Source organism: Micromonospora andamanensis (assembly GCF_016863495.1).
GTDB lineage: Bacteria > Actinomycetota > Actinomycetes > Mycobacteriales > Micromonosporaceae > Micromonospora > Micromonospora andamanensis.
On sequence record NZ_BOOZ01000002.1, the window covers coordinates 333,878 to 350,306 of the forward strand.

The window sequence follows — 16,429 nt, forward strand, 5'->3', positions numbered from 1 at the left end:
ACGCCCGGTGCGTCAGGCCGCTCGACTCACGCCGGGCGGCCCGGAAACGGCACTGTCAACGGGGTGATGCCGGCGCTGCGCCGCCAGCGGGTCGCCCGCACCGCGTACTCCACCAGGGCGGCCAGGGCGCGATCCCGGTCGGCGCCGGTGCTGACCGGCAGCGCCGCGCGCCAGAAGGCCGCTGTGCGTTCCTCCACCTGCACGGCGAGGCGCAGTGCGCTGGCCCGGTCGGTCACCGGGAAGGGCAGCGCGTATCCGGCCCGGTCCGGCGGGACGGTGCCACCGGCGGTGCTCAACTGCATCACCAGGGCGTCCCGGCGGGCCCGGTGTGCGGCCTCCGCAGCCACCGCCGCCTTGCGTTCGGCGTCGCTGAGCCGTACCCCGATGGGGCCGTACGCCCAGATCGCCGCGTACTCGGCGGTGAGGGCACCGGCGAGCGCCTCGAACGTCTCGCTCATGACGGCACTCCGCTTCGCTCGCCGCGCTCGTTCATCGCAGCGCCTCCAGGTGGGTGGCGCGTGCCGCGGCGACCGAGCCGAGCAGGGCGGCGCGCTCGGCGGGGGCGTCGGCGCAGGCCCGGATCGCCGACTCGCGGCCGGCGCGTTCGGACTTTCGTAGGGCGGCCAGCGCGGCGGTGCGATCGGCGGGCAACGGACCGGACGGGGAGGCCGCAGGCGTGGCGGAGGCGATCGTGACGCCTGTCAGCCGGGCCAGTTCCGCCGCGTGGGCCTCGTGTGACTCGGCGAGTGGGAGCAGCCGGGTGGCCAGGTCGGGGTGGACGGTCGCGGCGGCCCGCAGACCCCCGGCCAGCCGCAGCGACTCCTCCAGCAGCGGTGCCAGCGGATCGGGCCGCGGCGGCTGTTCGTCGCGGTCGAGCAGGCCGCAACCGGTGAGCGGTGCGGTGGCCCCGCCGAGGGCCAGCAGCGCACCGGCCCGCAGTACCGCCCGTCGGGAAAGCTCGGACGATCCGTCCTGCCGAGTCGTTATGCCCATCGCCACCGGACAAGTCAACACCATCGTCGTGACCCGTGTCCGGCGGTGGCGTCGGTGCGCCGCCGGGGCCGTCGTCCCGGCGGCGCGTTACGCTCTGCGCAGCCACCGGCGCGTCCGCACCGGTGGCGTGCCGGCATGGCGTCGGCGAGCAGCGGAAGGGTTCTTCGGATGACGCAGCGTGGCCGTGCCACCAGGACGACGGGGCGACCCCGCGGTGGCCAGGCTGCACGCGCGGGTCAGCCCTCCCGCGGTGACCTCGCCACCCGCCGCGACCGGCTGCGCTCGGTGATCGCGCCGGTGGTGCAGGACGCCGGCTACGACCTGGAGGATCTCACCGTCTCCCGCGCCGGCCGCCGGCACGTGGTGCGGGTGATCGTCGACGCCGACGGCGGCATCAACCTGGACGCGGTGGCCGACGTGTCGCGCGCCGTCTCCGCCGCCCTCGACGCGGCGGAGGAGACTGCCGGCGACATCGTCGCCGGCGAATACCAGCTCGAGGTCAGTTCGCCCGGGGTGGACCGCCCGCTGACGCTGCCCCGGCACTGGCGCCGCAACGTGGGGCGACTGGTCCGGGTGACCGTGCGCGGCGCTGCGCCCGACGGGCAGCCGGGGGTCGACCGGCAGGTCACCGGCCGGGTGGTCGACGCCGACGCCGAGCGGGTGGTGCTGGAGACCGACGCGGACCGCGCGGAGTGGGCCTACGCCGATCTCGGGCCGGGCCGGGTGCAGGTCGAGTTCACCCGCCTCGACGAGTTGGCCGAATCAGAAGACGTCGACGACGATGACGATGTGGAGGACGAGGAGAGGTGAACATCGACCTCGCGGCGCTGCGCGCACTGGAGCGCGAGCGGGAGATCCCGTTCGACACGATCCTCGCGGCGATCGAGACCGCGCTACTGACCGCGTACCGGCACACCGAGGGCGCCGAATCGCACGCCCGGGTGGAGATCGACAGGAAGACCGGCGCGGCACTTGTCTACGCCCAGGAGCTGAGCACCGAGGGCACCGTGGAGCGGGAGTGGGACGACACCCCGCACGACTTCGGCCGGATCGCGGCCATGACCGCCAAGCAGGTGATCCTCCAGCGGCTGCGGGAGGCCACCGACGAGGTGCACTTCGGTGAGTACGTCGGCCGCGACGGCGACCTGGTCACCGGGGTGGTGCAGGCGCACGAGGCGCGGGCCGAGAAGGGCATCGTCACCGTCGACCTGGGCAAGCTGGAGGGGGTGCTGCCGCAGTCGGAGCAGGTGCCCGGCGAGCGGTACACCCACGGCGAGCGGATCCGGTGCGTGGTGGTGCACGTGGCCAAGGGAATGCGTGGCCCGCAGATCACGTTGTCCCGCACGCACCCGAACCTGGTGAAGAAGCTCTTCGCCCTGGAGGTGCCGGAGATCGCCGACGGCACCGTCGAGATCGGCGCGATCGCCCGTGAGGCGGGTCACCGTACGAAGATCGCGGTGCGTTCCACCGCCGCCGGAGTCAACGCCAAGGGTGCCTGCATCGGCCCGATGGGCCAGCGGGTCCGCGCGGTGATGAGCGAGCTGCACGGCGAGAAGATCGACATCATCGACTGGTCGGACGACCCGGCGACCTTCGTCGGTAACGCGCTCTCCCCGGCCAAGGCGCTGCGTGTCGAGGTGGTCGACCTGGCCAACCGGGCCGCGCGGGTGACCGTTCCGGATTTCCAGCTGTCGCTCGCGATCGGGCGGGAGGGGCAGAATGCCCGGCTTGCTGCCCGACTGACCGGTTGGCGGATCGACATCCGCTCCGACGCCGAGCAGACCGACCCCCCTGGGCGGTCCGGCGCTGATCACGTCCGGGAACCGGGCGGAGCGGTGTCGGGTAGCTAGGGGTAGACTTCCACCAGTGGCACGACGCGCGCTGCCGGAGCGCACCTGTGTGGGTTGCCGACGGCGCGCACCGGCCAGTGAATTACTGCGGATCGTCGCGATTGGCGACGAGGCTGGTCTCAGCCTCCGACCCGATCCGGCCCGCAGGCTGCCGGGTCGGGGAGCGAACATGCACCCGGATCCGGCCTGCTTCGCGCAGGCAGTGCGGCGTCGTGCCTTCGGGCGCGCGCTGCGCCTCGCCGGGGTCCCGGATGACGGGGCCCTCGCGGAGTACCTGACGCGTCAACCACCACGTCCGGTCACCCGACCGGACGAGGGCCGCTAGCAAGGTAGGACGACCGACATGAGCACACGATGAAGTCCCAGAAATGATCAGGCTTCAAGTGCACGAGTGAGGTCGCTGCGGGTGCTGCCCGCACGACCTCGGAGTGAGGAGTGCAGTGGCAGGTAAGGCCCGCGTACACGAGCTTGCAAAAGAGCTCGGGGTCGAAAGCAAGACCGTACTCGCCAAGCTCAAGGAGATGGGCGAGTTCGTCAAGTCCGCGTCGAGCACTGTCGAGGCGCCTGTCGCCCGACGGCTGCGCAGCGCGTTCGTCGCCTCGGGTGGCCCTGGTGCCCCGTCGGCCGCGCCGTCGGCCGCACCGGTTCCGACGGCGGCACCGACCCCGTCGCCGACCTCCGGCGAGCCTCGGGTCACCGCCAAGCCGACGCCACCACGGCGTCCGGCGGTGCCCGGGCCGAAGCCGAAGGGCCCGGTGCCCGGTCCGCCGCCACCGGCGGCCCCGGTCGCCAAGCCGGCGAGCGCTCACGACATCGAGGTGGCCGCCGCGGAGGCGCGTGCCGCCGCGCTGAAGGCTGAGCAGGAGGCCGCGGTCAAGGCCGCACAGGCCGCCCGCCAGCAGCAGCGGGAGAACGTCCGCCGGGAGCCCCCGGCCGACGGTGGTTCCCGTCCGGGTCCGGGTCCCCGACCCGGTCCTGGCACCATGCCGCCCCGCCCGGGTTCTCCGGCCGCGGGTCGTCCCGGTGCGACAAACCCGGGTCCGGGTGGCCGGCAGGGTCGCCCGCCGGCGCGCGGCGCCGGTAACAACCCCTTCGGTATCCAGGGCAGCCAGCAGCAACGTCCGCCGGCCGCCGGTGCCGGTGGTTCCCGCCCCAGCCCGGCTTCGATGCCGCCGCGGCCCAGCCCGGCTTCGATGCCGCCGCGGCCGAGTCCGGCTTCGATGCCGAGCCAGCGGCCAGGTCGTCCGGGTGGTCCGGGTGCCGGTCGTCCCGGTGGGGGCGCCGGTCGTCCGGGTGGCGGCGGCGGTGGCGGTGGCTACCGTGGCGGTCCCGGTGGCGGCGGTGGCTACCGTGGCGGTCCCGGTGGTGGTGCCGGTGGCGGCGGTGGCGGTGGCTACCGTGGCGGTCCCGGTGGTGGTGCCGGTGGCGGTGGATTCCGCCCGGGTGCGCCGGCCGGTGGCGGCGGTCGCCCAGGTGGCGGCGGTCGTGGCCGGGGCGGTGGAGCCGCCGGTGCCTTCGGGCGTCCGGGTGGCAAGCCCACCCGTGGCCGCAAGTCCAAGAAGCAGCGCAGACAGGAGTTCGACAACCTGTCGGCCCCGACCATGAGCTCGGGTGCCCCCCGGGGTCAGGGTCAGGTGGTCCGGCTCTCCCGGGGCGCCTCGCTGTCGGACTTCGCCGACAAGATCAACGCTAACCCCGGCTCGCTGGTCCAGGAGATGTTCAACCTGGGCGAGATGGTCACGGCGACCCAGTCGTGCTCCGACGACACGCTGCTGCTGTTGGGTGAGCACCTCGGCTTCAACGTGCAGATCGTCAGCCCGGAGGACGAGGATCGCGAGCTGCTCGCGCAGTTCAACATCGATCTCGACGCCGAGGTCGCGGAGGACCGCCTGGTCAGCCGGGCCCCGGTGGTGACCGTCATGGGCCACGTCGACCACGGTAAGACCAAGCTGCTCGACGCGATCCGCAAGGCGAACGTCGTCGCCGGTGAGGCCGGAGGCATCACCCAGCACATCGGTGCCTACCAGGTCCACGTGCCGCACGAGGGCGAGGACCGCGCGGTGACGTTCATCGACACTCCGGGTCACGAGGCGTTCACCGCCATGCGTGCCCGTGGTGCCCAGGTGACGGACATCGTGATCCTGGTGGTCGCGGCCGACGACGGTGTCATGCCGCAGACCATCGAGGCGCTGAACCACGCCAAGGCGGCCGAGGTGCCGATCGTGGTGGCGGTCAACAAGGTCGACAAGCCGGAGGCGAACCCGGACAAGGTCCGCCAGCAGCTGACCGAGTACGGCCTGGTCGCCGAGGAGTACGGCGGCGACACCATGTTCGTCAACGTGGCCGCGAAGCCCGGCATCGGCATCGAGGATCTGCTCGAAGCGGTGCTGCTCACCGCTGACGCGTCGCTGGAGCTGACCGCTCCGATCGACGGGCCGGCGCAGGGTGTGGCCATCGAGGCGCACCTGGACAAGGGCCGTGGTGCGGTGGCGACGGTGCTGGTGCAGAAGGGCACCCTGCGGGCGGGCGACTCGATCGTCGCCGGTGGGGCGCACGGCCGGGTCCGGGCGATGCTCGACGAGAACGGCAACCAGGTCAACGAGGCGGGTCCGGCGCGTCCGGTCATGGTCCTCGGCCTGACCGCGGTGCCGGGAGCGGGCGACACCTTCCTCGCCGCGGCGGACGACCGCACGGTGCGGCAGATCGCCGAGCAGCGGCAGGCGCGGCGGCGGGCGGCGGCATTCGCGAACTCCCGTGGTCGGGCCACTCTTGAGACGCTCATGGAGCAGCTCAAGGAGGGCGAGAAGACGTCGCTCAACCTCATCCTCAAGGGTGACGTCTCCGGTTCGGTGGAGGCCCTGGAGGACGCGCTGTTCAACCTCGACATCCCCGAGGAGGTCCAGCTCAAGGTCCTCGACCGGGGTGTCGGCGCGATCACCGAGAGCAACGTCATGCTGGCGAGCGCGTCGTCCGAGCCGGTCACGATCATCGGCTTCAACGTGCGGGCCTCCAACAAGGTCCGCGAGATGGCCGACCGCGAGGGCGTGGAGATCCGGTACTACACCGTCATCTACCAGGCCATCGAGGAGATCGAGGCGGCGCTCAAGGGCCTGCTCAAGCCGGAGTACGAGGAGGTCGAGCTGGGCTCCGCGGAGATCCGCGACGTGTTCCGCTCGTCCAAGATCGGCAACATCTCCGGTTGCATCGTCCGATCGGGTGTCATCCGACGGAACGCGAAGGCGCGCCTGCTGCGCGACGGCACGGTCGTGGCGGACAACCTCACGATCAGCTCGCTCAAGCGGTTCAAGGACGACGCGACGGAGGTCCGCGAGGGCTTCGAGTGCGGTCTGACCCTGGGTGGTTACAACAACGTCCAGGTCGGCGACGTGATCGAGACCTTCGAGATGCGGGAGAAGGTTCGCGCCTGATCCTGCGGTGACGCACTGATCAAGGGGTTTACGCCGCGCGGCGTAAACCCCTTGATCATGTGGGGTGGGGTGCGGGTAGTGTCCCGAGACGATGTACACCGAAACCGCAGTATTCGACCTGCTGCTGCCGGGGGACTCCCGCTCGCTGAAGGCCAAGAGGTCGTACGTACGGCCGATCGTCGCGGCACTTCGCCGGTTCGACGTGTCGGCCGCCGAGGTGGGGGCGCTCGACCTGCACGGGCGAGCTGAGATAGGAGTGGCGGTGGTGGCCGCCGAGGCGGCACACGCCCGCGAGGTGCTCGACTCGTGCGAGCGGTTGGTCGCGAGCCGTCCGGAGGTCGAACTGCTGTCGGTACGCCGCCGGTTGCACGGCGACGACGACTGAGCCGTTGGCCGCCGCCCCGCACGCCGGGGCGGACGGCGCGGGTAGGGTTCGAGTGTTGGGGTCGGTCCGGGCTCCGGTGACGCCGGCGTCACTGGTCCCGGCCGGTAGCGGGACGCCGTGGAGGTGGCGGAGATGACGGATGCGGCCAAGGTACGCCGGCACGCGGAGCGGGTGCGCGAACTGGTCGCGTCGGTGGTGCGGAGTCAGATCAAGGACCCTCGACTCGGCATGATCACCATCACCGACGCCCGGATCACGGCCGACCTGCGCGACGCCACTGTCTTCTACACGGTGCTCGGCGACGCGGCAGCCCAGGCGGGCACCGCAGCCGCGCTGGACAGTGCCAAGGGCATGCTGCGCAGCACGGTCGGCAAAGCCCTCGGCCTGCGGCACTCGCCGACGCTGACCTTCGTTCTGGACGACGTCCAGGATCAGGTCAAGCACATCGACGACCTGCTCGCCGCCGCCCGCAACGCCGACGCCGAGGTGCAGCGCCTCGCCGCTCGGGCCCAGTACGCAGGTGAGCCGCAGCCGTACCGGCTGGACGCGGACGAGGACGAGGCCGACGAGGCCGACGAGGGCGAGACCGCCGAGGCGGGCACTGACGAGGCCAGGGGCGGGGAACGGCGGTGACCGCTCCCTCCGGTGGTGCCCTCACCGACTCGGACCCGGCCGTCCTGCGGCAGGCTGGCCCCGGCCGGTCCGGTCCGGCGGGCGCCGCCGGACCGGCGGTCCAGGCTGCTGGCGGGGCGGTCTCCGCCGGCCCCACCGAGGCCGACTGGGACGCCGCGGTGGCAGCGGTACGCCAGCTACCGGCTGACGGTCGGGTGCTGCTGATCTGTCACGTCAATCCGGACGGCGACGCGCTGGGCAGCATGCTCGGTTTCGCGCTCGGCTTGCGGCGGCTCGGCGTACGCCTGTTGCAGGCCACCTTCCCCGGCCCGCTCGAGGTGCCCGAGCCGTTGAGCGGCCTGCCCGGTCTGGATCTGCTGGTGCCCGAGTCGGCGGTGGAGACCGAGCCGGACCTGGTCATCTGCTTCGACGCGGCGAGCGAGTCGCGGCTCGGTGACCTGGCCGACCGGCTGGCCGGGAAGGGCACCGCGCTGGTGCTCGACCACCACGCCTCGAACAGCGGTTTCGGCGACGTCAACCTGGTCGACCCGGACGCGGCGGCCACGTCGGTGGTCGCGGAGGAACTGCTGGCCCGGCTCGGCGTACCGCTGGACGCCGGTATCGCCGAGTGCCTGTACGTGGCGTTGAGCACCGACACCGGCTCGTTCCGGTTCGACGCGACCACCCCGGCCGTGCACGAGATGGCCGCCCGCCTGCTGGCCACCGGCATCCGGCCGGGGGAAATCTCCCGGCAGGTGTTCGACAGCCGGCCGTTCGGCGCGGTGCGGCTCTTCGGCGAGGTGCTCGGGCGGGCCAGGCTGGAGCCTGCGGAGGCCGGCGGACAGGGCCTGGTGTGGACCTACGCGACCCTGGACGACCTGGCCCGGCACGAGCAGCGGCCGTACGTGCTGGAGGCACTCATCGATCCGGTGCGCTGCACCGCCGAGGCCGACGTGAGCTGTGTGATCAAGCAGACCGCGCCGGGCGTGTGGGCTGTCTCGCTGCGCAGTAAGGGTGGTACGGACGTGAGCCGGGTGGCGGTCGCGCTCGGTGGTGGTGGCCACCGGCTGGCCGCCGGTTTCACCGCCCATGGCACCGTGGACGAGGTCATCGAGCGGATCCGGACGCAGTTGAGGACGTACGCCCCGGAGAGCGGTGCCGACCAGCAGGGGTGATTTCAGGGTCAGCTCCGGGGCGTCGGCGCTTCGGCACCTGGACAGGACGGGGAGAATCGGATGATGGAGCAGCCCCACGATCTCACCGTCGACGCCCCGCGCACCTGGGAGCGGCCGGTTGTCTGCGTACCGGTGCTTGTCGCCCTCTCGCTTGTCGGCGGCCGCTTCCCGTCCTTCTCGACCGAGGCGAACGTCTATGTGTTCGGGGCCGGCGGGGTGCTGATCTGGCTCGGCCTGACCAAGCGGGTGCAGGCGCGGCCGGCGCCCGAGCGATTGCGGTCCGGCGCGGTCTGGTGGGCGCTGCCGGTGGTGGTCTTCGGGATCTTCGAGGGTGCCACCTTCGTCGCGGCGGCCGGTGACGATTTCCCCACCTTCTCCCGGCTGGCCGACCCGCTGCTGGAGGACCGCCTGGTCCGTTCGGCGGCCTGGTTGGTGTGGTTGTCGGCGTTCTGGGGACTGGTGCGGCGATGATGCGGGTCCTGGCGATCGGCGGTTTCCTGGTCGGGCTGGCGTTGTTCGGGCTCGTCGAGTGGCTGGCCCGGCGGGAGGGCTCGAAGATCCCGACGCTCGGCGAACTCTGCGGTTACGTCATGCGGTACGAGGTGGGTCCGGTGCCGGTGGGCCGGATCGGGCTGTTCGGCTTCTGGTGGTGGATCGGCTGGCACTTCCTGGCCCGGTGACCGGAGCCAACCTGTCCAGATCGCGGGAACAGCGCGCACCATGTGGACCTGAACGATAACTTGGGAAACGGTCAGCGCCGCTTCGGCGCAGGTCAGGGGGCGGAGCCATACCCGGTGCCGCCTCGTTTCAGGGTCGACCGACCCGGGCCACCAGGCCGCCCATCCGCCGCCCCGGCGACCCCGGAACCGGCTTCGGGCGACAGTCGTAGCACCGCCCTGACGCGCCGCCGCGCTCGGTGACGCGTGCCCTGGAAGGAAGCCACAATGGCCGCCAAGCCCAAGCCCGAAACCACCGACGAGGCCCGTGAGCAGGCCCGTCGCGCCCTCCAGACCTCCATGGACACCCGGCAGTGACGCTGTCCGACCGGCGGTGACGCCGAGCCGCCGACGCGTACGACGGCACCGCCGGTCCGGTCGTCCCTCCGGGTGGCCGGGCTGGACCGGCGCAGCCCCGAGGGAGCGCTCGCCGGGGTAAGTGGTCTACAGCCTTGCTCCCCTTACGTATCCCGTGCCACCATCGGCGGCGATGAGCCAGTCCACAGCCGCCGCCGGCCGGGTCGCTTCGCCGCGCCGGATCGCCGCGCTCGCCCTGCCCGCCCTCGTGGTGCTCGCCGCCGAACCTCTCTACGTGCTCGTCGACACCGCGGTCGTCGGCCATCTGGGCCGGGTGCCGCTGGCGGCGGTCGCCGTCGGCGGGACCGTGATGACCCTCACCGCCTGGATCGGGACCGTCGTCGCGTACGGCACGACCGGCCGCGCCGCCCGCCGGTTCGGCGCCGGCGACCGCGCCGCCGCGGTGGCCGAGGGCGTCCAGGCGTCCTGGTCGGCACTTGGCGCGGGGCTGGCGGTCGTGGTCGGCATGCAGTTCGGCGGTGGCGCCCTGGCGGGGGCCCTGGCCGGCGGCGGTGAGGTGGGCGTCGCCGCGGCGGAGTGGCTGCGGATCGCCGCGTTCGGTGCCCCGGGGCTGCTGCTCGCCGCCGCCGGTAACGGCTGGCTGCGGGGAGTGCAGGACACCCGCCGGCCGCTGCTCTTCGTGGTCGGCCCCAACCTGCTCTCCGCGGTGCTCTGCCCGGTGCTCGTCTACCCGGTCGGCATGGGGCTGAACGGCTCGGCGGTGGCGAACGTGATCGCGCAGACCCTCTCCGGTGCTCTCTTCGCCGCCGCCCTGGTGGCCGAGCGGGTGGCACTGCGCCCGCGCCCCCGGGTGATCGGCCAGCAACTGGTGCTCAGCCGGGACCTGCTGGTCCGGGGCGTGGCCTTCCAGGCCAGCTTCCTGTCCGCCACGGCGGTGGCCGCCCGGTTCGGTGCCGCCACGGTGGGTGCCCACCAGATCGCCGTACAGCTCTGGTTCTTCGCGGCGCTGGTGCTCGACGCGCTTGCCATCGCCGCGCAGGCGCTTGTCGGAGCGGCGCTCGGTGGCGGTGACGACGCGACAGCCCGGGCGCTGGCCCGACGGATCAGCCGACTCGGAGCGATCTGCGGTACGGCGTTCGCCGTGCTCGCGGCGGCCGGCGCGGGTGTGGTGCCCACCTGGTTCAGCTCCGATCCGGCGGTACACGACCAGGCGCTGGTGGCCTGGCCCTGGTTCGCCGCGATGCTGCCGTTGGCCGGGGTGGTGTTCGCCCTCGACGGCGTGCTGATCGGCGCGGGTGACATCCGCTACCTGCGCAACCTCACGGTGGCCGGTGCGCTCGGCGGTTTCCTGCCGGCGATCTGGCTGGCGTACGCCCTTGATCTGGGCCTCGGTGGCATCTGGGCCGGGCTGATGCTGTTCACCGTGATCCGCCTGGTCGGGCTGCTGCTGCGGCTGCGCAGCGGTGCCTGGGCGGTGACCGGCGCGGTCCGCGGCGCCGCCTGATCAGACCTGGCTGAAGAGCGCGTAGGCGAAGAGCACCAGGGCCAGGCTCGCCGCGAAGGAGACGAGCATGGCGATGACCTTCACGGTGTTCGGGTAGCGATCGCGCAGGCGCTGTCGTCCCTGCCAGGCCCACCAGCGACGCCGGACCGCCCCGGCGCCGGGCAGGGCGGCCACGCCCTCGGCGATCCGGACGCCGAGCGTGCGTCTCGGCGGCGGGGGGTCCAGCATCCAGTCCGGCAGGACGGTGGGCTGGTCGGGCGTACGCAGGCGGACCGGATCGCCGGGCTGGCGCGTTCGATCTGGACCTCGGTCGGTGGTCATCTCGTGCTCCCCGTGGTCTGCTGGCGCGGCGCTCACCGTCGCCGATACGTCAATCGTGTCAGGGATACACCAGCCCGGACATCCCGTTTTCGACTCCCTGTCCGGTGCTCAGGCCCGCCGGTCGGTCTGGCAGGCTTGCACGTCGTGAGCACAGACGGCCTGATCGTGGTGGACAAGCCCGGCGGTATGACCTCGCACGACGTGGTGGCCCGGATCCGCCGGCTGGCCCGGACCCGGCGCGTCGGTCACGGCGGCACGCTCGACCCGATGGCCACCGGGGTGCTGGTGATCGGGGTGGGCCGGGCCACCAGGTTGCTGACGTACGTGATCGGCGCGGACAAGAGCTACACGGCGACCATCCGGCTCGGTCAGGCCACGGTCACCGACGACGCGGAGGGCGACGTGATCGCGACCACGCCCGCCGGGACGCTCACCGACGAGGCGGTCCGCGAGGTGCTGGCCGGGCTGACCGGGGAGATCGACCAGGTGCCGAGCGCGGTGAGCGCCATCAAGATCAATGGGCAGCGGGCGTACAAGCGGGTCCGCGAGGGGGAGAGCGTCGACCTGCCGGCCCGGCGGGTCACCGTGTCCCGGCTCGACGTGCTGGCGATCCGACGAGATCGGCCCGACGTGGTCGACGTCGACGTCGACGTGGCCTGCTCGACCGGGACGTACATCCGGGCGATCGCCCGCGACGCGGGCCTGGCCCTGGCGGTCGGCGGCCACCTGACCGCACTGCGGCGTACCGCGGTGGGCGGGTTCACCCTGGCGGAGGCCGCCACCCTCGACGAGCTGGAGCGCCGGGCGCCGGACGTGGTGGGCCTGCCGCTCGCGGTCGCGGCCGAGCGGTTCTTCCCCCGCCGGGACGCCACCGCCGAGGAGGCGAAGGTGCTCTCCCATGGCGGTCCGCTCGACCCGGTCGGCCACACCGGGCCGTACGCGGTCTTCGATCCGGCCGGCGGGCTGATCGCTATCGTCAGCGAGCGGGCGGGCCGGGCCCGGGCGGAAATCGTGCTGGCCCCGGCCTGACGCCGCCCGGCCGAGCGCCGACGGTAGGGCTCAACGACAGCGGAGGAGCAGCATGCAGCGGTGGCGGGGGTACGACGCGGCACCCGGTGGCTGGGGACGGTCGGTCGTCACCATCGGCGTCTTCGACGGCGTGCACAAGGGGCACCAGGCGACGATCGGGCACGCCGTGGCGCGGGCCGGTGAACTGGGCGTGCAGTCGGTGGTGGTCACCTTCGACCCGCACCCGGCCGAGGTCGTGCGACCCGGCTCCCACCCGGCGGTGCTGACCGAGCCGTCCCGCAAGGCGGAGCTGATCGAGGCCCTCGGGGCGGACGTGCTCTGTGTGATGCCGTTCACGCCGGAGGTCTCCCGGCTGTCGGCCGAGGCGTTCGTGCACGACGTGCTTGTCGAGCACCTGCACGCCGCACTCGTCGTGGTGGGCGACAACTTCCGGTTCGGCCATCGGGCCGCCGGTGACGTGGCGCTGCTGGAGCGGCTCGGCCGCACGTTCGGCTTCGCCGTCGAGGCGCCACCGCTGGTGGCCGAGTCCGGCACGGTCTTCTCCTCGACGTACATCCGATCGTGCGTCGACGCGGGCGACGTGACAGCGGCGGCCAACGCGCTGGGCCGCCCGCACCGGCTGGAGGGGGTGGTCGTCCGCGGCGACCAGCGCGGGCGGGAACTCGGCTACCCGACCGCGAACCTGCTCTGCCACAGGTACGCGGCGGTACCCGCCGACGGCGTCTACGCCGCCCGGATGGTCCGTCGGGGCCAGCGGGAGCCGCTGGCCGCCGCCGTGTCGATAGGCACGAACCCGACCTTCTCCGGCCGGGAACGCCGGGTCGAGGCGTACGCGCTGGACTTCGACGGCGACCTCTACGGCGAGCGGCTGGCGCTGGACTTCGTGGCGCATCTGCGGGGGCAGGTCCGCTTCGATGCGATCGAGCCGCTGATCGCCCAGATCGCCGAGGACGTCGAGCGGACCCGCCGGGTGCTGGGCTGATCCGTCGTCGACCCGCCAGTGGCCCTTGACCGGCCGCTTCGACCGGGGGCTGGTAGGCTGGCGGAGACGTCGGCTGACCGACGTGGGGCCTCGCCTGCCTGCTCGACGCCGCGGGTGCGAGGACCGTCCGTCACCGGTGCCGTAGCCCGGCCCGACGGACAGCATCGAGACAACCCACCAGAACAGGGAGAACATGGCGCTCGACCAGCAGTCAAAGGCCAAGATTCGCGAGGAGTACGCGACCGCCGAGGGTGACACCGGGTCGCCGGAGGTGCAGGTCGCGGTCCTCACCAAGCGGATCGCCGATCTCACCGAGCACCTGAAGGTGCACAAGCACGACCACCACAGCCGCCGTGGGCTGCTGCTGCTGGTCGGCCGTCGCCGCCGGTTGCTCAACTACGTACAGAAGAAGGACATCAACCGCTACCGGTCGCTCATCGAGCGGCTCGGCCTGCGCCGGTGACGTGACGGGGGAGTGGCCCACCAGGTCACTCCCCCGTCGGCGTCCCAACCGAGAAACGGGCCACGACCACCCAGACAAGGGAGCGTCGGCGTACCGGTCTCCGGTAGTGGCCTCCGGGCACCCCGGCATCCCGCCGGTGGTCCCGGGCGCTTCGATCGAAGACCGGCCGTCCGTACAGCTCCCGCGTCGTGGCCCCCGATGCGAAGGAGCATTGAAGCAGCATGACCGAGACCAAACTCGGCACCGAAATCCGCACCGCCGTGATCGACAACGGGTCGTTCGGCACCCGCGAGATCACCTTCTCGACCGGCCGGCTGGCCCGACAGGCCGCCGGCTCCGTCATCGCCCAGCTCGGCGAGACGGTCGTCCTCTCCGCCACCACCGCCGGCAAGCAGCCGAAGGAGCAGTTCGACTTCTTCCCGCTGACCGTCGACGTGGAGGAGCGGATGTACGCCGCGGGCCGGATCCCCGGCTCGTTCTTCCGTCGTGAGGGCCGGCCCAGCGAGGACGCCATCCTCACCTGCCGCCTGATCGACCGCCCGCTGCGTCCCTCGTTCGTCAAGGGCCTGCGCAACGAGGTCCAGGTCGTCGAGACGATCCTCGCGCTCGACCCGCAGCACCCGTACGACGTCGTCGCGATCAACGCCGCGTCGATGTCGACGAAGCTGTCCGGCCTGCCGTTCTCCGGCCCGATCGGGGCCACCCGGATGGCCCACGTGGACGGCCAGTGGGTCGCCTTCCCGACCCACGAGGAACTGGCTCGGGCGACCTTCGACATGGTGGTTGCCGGCCGCGCCCTGGCCGACGGCGACGTCGCGATCATGATGGTCGAGGCGGAGGCCACCGAGCACACCGTGAAGCTGGTCGCCGGTGGGGCGCCCGCACCGACCGAGGAGGTCGTGGCCAGCGGCCTGGAGGCCGCCAAGCCCGCCATCCGCGAGCTGTGCCGGGCGCAGAGCGAGCTGGCCGAGGTCGCTGCCAAGCCGGTCGCCGAGTTCCCGGTCTTCCTGGACTACCAGGACGACGCGTACGACGCGGTCGCCGACCTGGCCCGCGCCGACGTCGCCGAGGCCCTGCAGATCGCCGGCAAGGCGGACCGCGAGGAGGCCCTGGACGCGATCAAGCTGCGGGTGCACGAGGAACTCGGCGCCCGCTTCGAGGGCCGCGAGAAGGAGCTCTCCGCCGCCTTCCGTTCGCTCACCAAGTCCGAGGTGCGTAACCGGGTGCTGCGCGAGCAGGTCCGCATCGACGGCCGGGGTCCGCGCGACATCCGGCCGCTGAACGCCGAGGTGGGCGTACTGCCCCGGGTGCACGGCTCGGCGCTGTTCGAGCGCGGCGAGACCCAGATCCTCGGCGTCACCACGCTCAACATGCTGCGCATGGAGCAGGCGCTGGACACCCTCTCCCCGGAGAAGTCCAAGCGCTACATGCACAACTACAACTTCCCGCCGTACTCCACGGGTGAGACCGGCCGGGTCGGCTCGCCGAAGCGCCGCGAGATCGGGCACGGCGCGTTGGCGGAGCGGGCGCTGATCCCGGTGCTGCCCTCGCGCGAGGAGTTCCCGTACGCCATCCGGCAGGTCTCCGAGGCGCTCGGCTCCAACGGCTCCACCTCGATGGGCTCGGTCTGCGCCTCGACGCTGGGCCTGCTCAGCGCCGGTGTGCCGCTGAAGGCGCCGGTCGCCGGCATCGCCATGGGCCTCATCTCCGACGAGGTCGACGGCAAGACCCAGTACGTGACGCTCACCGACATCCTCGGTGCCGAGGACGCCTTCGGTGACATGGACTTCAAGGTCGCCGGTACCCGCGACTTCGTCACCGCGCTCCAGCTCGACACCAAGCTCGACGGCATCCCGTCCGACGTGCTGGCCGCCGCGCTCCAGCAGGCCCACGAGGCCCGGCAGACCATCCTCGACGTGATGCAGCGGGCGATCGAGGCTCCGGCCGAGATGTCCGACTACGCGCCGCGGGTCACCACGGTCAAGATCCCGGTCGACAAGATCGGCATGGTGATCGGCCCGAAGGGCCAGACCATCAACGCCATCCAGGACGAGACCGGCGCCGAGATCTCCATCGAGGACGACGGCACCATCTACGTCGGCGCGACGAACGGTCCGTCGGCGCAGGCCGCGGTCGAGCGGATCAACGCGATCGCCAACCCGACGCTGCCCAAGGTCGGCGACCGGTTCCTCGGCACCGTGGTGAAGACCGCCCCGTTCGGCGCGTTCGTCTCGCTGCTGCCCGGCCGCGACGGCCTGCTGCACATCTCGAAGGTGGGCGACGGCAAGCGGGTCGAGAAGGTCGAGGACTTCCTCAACGTCGGTGACCGGGTCGAGGTCGAGATCGCGGACATCGACCAGCGCGGCAAGATCTACCTGGACAAGGTCCGCCCGGAGGGCGCCGAGGCACCGGCTCCGGCCGAGGCGGACGGCGAGCGGCCGGCCGGCCGTGACCGGGGTGGCGACCGGGGTCCGCGGGACCGGGGCGACCGGGACCGTGGTGGCGACCGGGGCGGCCGTGGCCCCGAGGGCGGCGAGGGTGGCGGCGACAACCGTCCCCGACGCCGCACCCGGCACAGCTGACACGTGAACCGCTGACCGGCCGGGCGACACCGTCGCCCGGCCGGTTCGTCAACTCCTCCACCACCTCGTCG

At 72.4% G+C, this 16,429-nt stretch carries 17 protein-coding genes; 14 read left to right on the forward strand and 3 right to left on the reverse strand.

The genetic code is table 11. The features are described from left to right. Nucleotides 1-26 precede the first annotated feature (26 nt). On the reverse strand, nucleotides 27-458 hold the full coding sequence (locus Van01_RS02155; RefSeq protein ID WP_203998627.1) for a ferritin-like domain-containing protein: 432 nt from the start codon (nucleotides 456-458) through the stop codon (nucleotides 27-29). Between the two features lie 31 nt (nucleotides 459-489). After that, nucleotides 490-993, reverse strand: coding sequence for a hypothetical protein (locus tag Van01_RS02160; protein WP_203998947.1), 504 nt, complete (start codon nucleotides 991-993; stop codon nucleotides 490-492). A 168-nt stretch (nucleotides 994-1,161) separates the two neighbouring features. Here Van01_RS02160 and rimP point away from each other — a divergent pair, with 168 nt between their 5' ends. From rimP to Van01_RS02210, 10 genes are all read left to right on the forward strand, one after another. After that, a complete protein-coding gene (gene rimP / locus Van01_RS02165) occupies nucleotides 1,162-1,803 on the forward strand; it encodes a ribosome maturation factor RimP (protein WP_203998630.1) in 642 nt (213 codons plus the stop codon). After that, nucleotides 1,800-2,843, forward strand: coding sequence for a transcription termination factor NusA (gene nusA, locus Van01_RS02170; protein ID WP_203998643.1), 1,044 nt, complete (start codon nucleotides 1,800-1,802; stop codon nucleotides 2,841-2,843). The genes rimP and nusA overlap by 4 nt, the downstream gene beginning before the upstream one ends. A 16-nt stretch (nucleotides 2,844-2,859) precedes the next feature. Further along, nucleotides 2,860-3,168, forward strand: a complete 309-nt coding sequence (locus tag Van01_RS02175) for a YlxR family protein (protein WP_239092964.1) — start codon at nucleotides 2,860-2,862, stop codon at nucleotides 3,166-3,168. Nucleotides 3,169-3,283: 115 nt separating this feature from the next. Then, complete coding sequence (infB, locus tag Van01_RS02180; RefSeq protein WP_203998646.1) at nucleotides 3,284-6,271, forward strand: translation initiation factor IF-2; 2,988 nt, start codon at nucleotides 3,284-3,286, stop codon at nucleotides 6,269-6,271. Between the two features lie 91 nt (nucleotides 6,272-6,362). Continuing rightward, the gene (locus tag Van01_RS02185) at nucleotides 6,363-6,656 is read left to right on the forward strand and encodes a DUF503 domain-containing protein (protein ID WP_203998649.1); all 294 of its coding nucleotides are present in this window, start codon (nucleotides 6,363-6,365) and stop codon (nucleotides 6,654-6,656) included. A gap of 132 nt (nucleotides 6,657-6,788) precedes the next feature. Continuing rightward, nucleotides 6,789-7,289, forward strand: coding sequence for a 30S ribosome-binding factor RbfA (rbfA, locus tag Van01_RS02190; protein ID WP_203998652.1), 501 nt, complete (start codon nucleotides 6,789-6,791; stop codon nucleotides 7,287-7,289). Between the two features lie 158 nt (nucleotides 7,290-7,447). After that, nucleotides 7,448-8,443, forward strand: coding sequence for a DHH family phosphoesterase (locus Van01_RS02195; protein WP_239098820.1), 996 nt, complete (start codon nucleotides 7,448-7,450; stop codon nucleotides 8,441-8,443). A 63-nt stretch (nucleotides 8,444-8,506) separates the two neighbouring features. After that, nucleotides 8,507-8,914 (forward strand): hypothetical protein, encoded by a 408-nt coding sequence (locus Van01_RS02200; RefSeq protein ID WP_203998953.1) that lies wholly within the window; start codon nucleotides 8,507-8,509, stop codon nucleotides 8,912-8,914. Further along, nucleotides 8,914-9,123: a DUF6186 family protein gene (locus Van01_RS02205; RefSeq protein WP_203998950.1), complete on the forward strand. Its 210-nt coding sequence runs from the start codon at nucleotides 8,914-8,916 to the stop codon at nucleotides 9,121-9,123. The genes Van01_RS02200 and Van01_RS02205 overlap by 1 nt, the downstream gene beginning before the upstream one ends. A gap of 526 nt (nucleotides 9,124-9,649) precedes the next feature. Next, entirely contained in the window at nucleotides 9,650-10,981 is a 1,332-nt protein-coding gene (locus Van01_RS02210) for an MATE family efflux transporter (protein WP_203998658.1), read from the forward strand. On the opposite strand, the gene Van01_RS02215 is transcribed toward Van01_RS02210, so the two are convergent. Next, nucleotides 10,982-11,302, reverse strand: a complete 321-nt coding sequence (locus tag Van01_RS02215; protein WP_203998661.1) for a hypothetical protein — start codon at nucleotides 11,300-11,302, stop codon at nucleotides 10,982-10,984. It abuts the gene before it with no gap. Nucleotides 11,303-11,446: 144 nt separating this feature from the next. Between Van01_RS02215 and truB the strand changes: the two genes are divergently transcribed. The 4 genes from truB (at nucleotide 11,447) to Van01_RS02235 (ending at nucleotide 16,358) form a co-directional block, all read left to right on the forward strand. Further along, a complete protein-coding gene (gene truB / locus Van01_RS02220; protein ID WP_203998664.1) occupies nucleotides 11,447-12,331 on the forward strand; it encodes a tRNA pseudouridine(55) synthase TruB in 885 nt (294 codons plus the stop codon). A gap of 52 nt (nucleotides 12,332-12,383) precedes the next feature. Beyond that, a complete protein-coding gene (locus Van01_RS02225; RefSeq protein WP_203998679.1) occupies nucleotides 12,384-13,313 on the forward strand; it encodes a bifunctional riboflavin kinase/FAD synthetase in 930 nt (309 codons plus the stop codon). Between the two features lie 193 nt (nucleotides 13,314-13,506). Beyond that, nucleotides 13,507-13,776 carry a 30S ribosomal protein S15 gene (gene rpsO, locus Van01_RS02230; protein ID WP_099847095.1) on the forward strand — a complete coding sequence of 90 codons (270 nt, stop codon included), beginning with the start codon at nucleotides 13,507-13,509 and terminating at the stop codon, nucleotides 13,774-13,776. 221 nt (nucleotides 13,777-13,997) lie between these two features. Then, nucleotides 13,998-16,358, forward strand: a complete 2,361-nt coding sequence (locus Van01_RS02235) for a polyribonucleotide nucleotidyltransferase (protein WP_203998694.1) — start codon at nucleotides 13,998-14,000, stop codon at nucleotides 16,356-16,358. The last annotated feature ends 71 nt before the right edge of the window (nucleotides 16,359-16,429 follow it).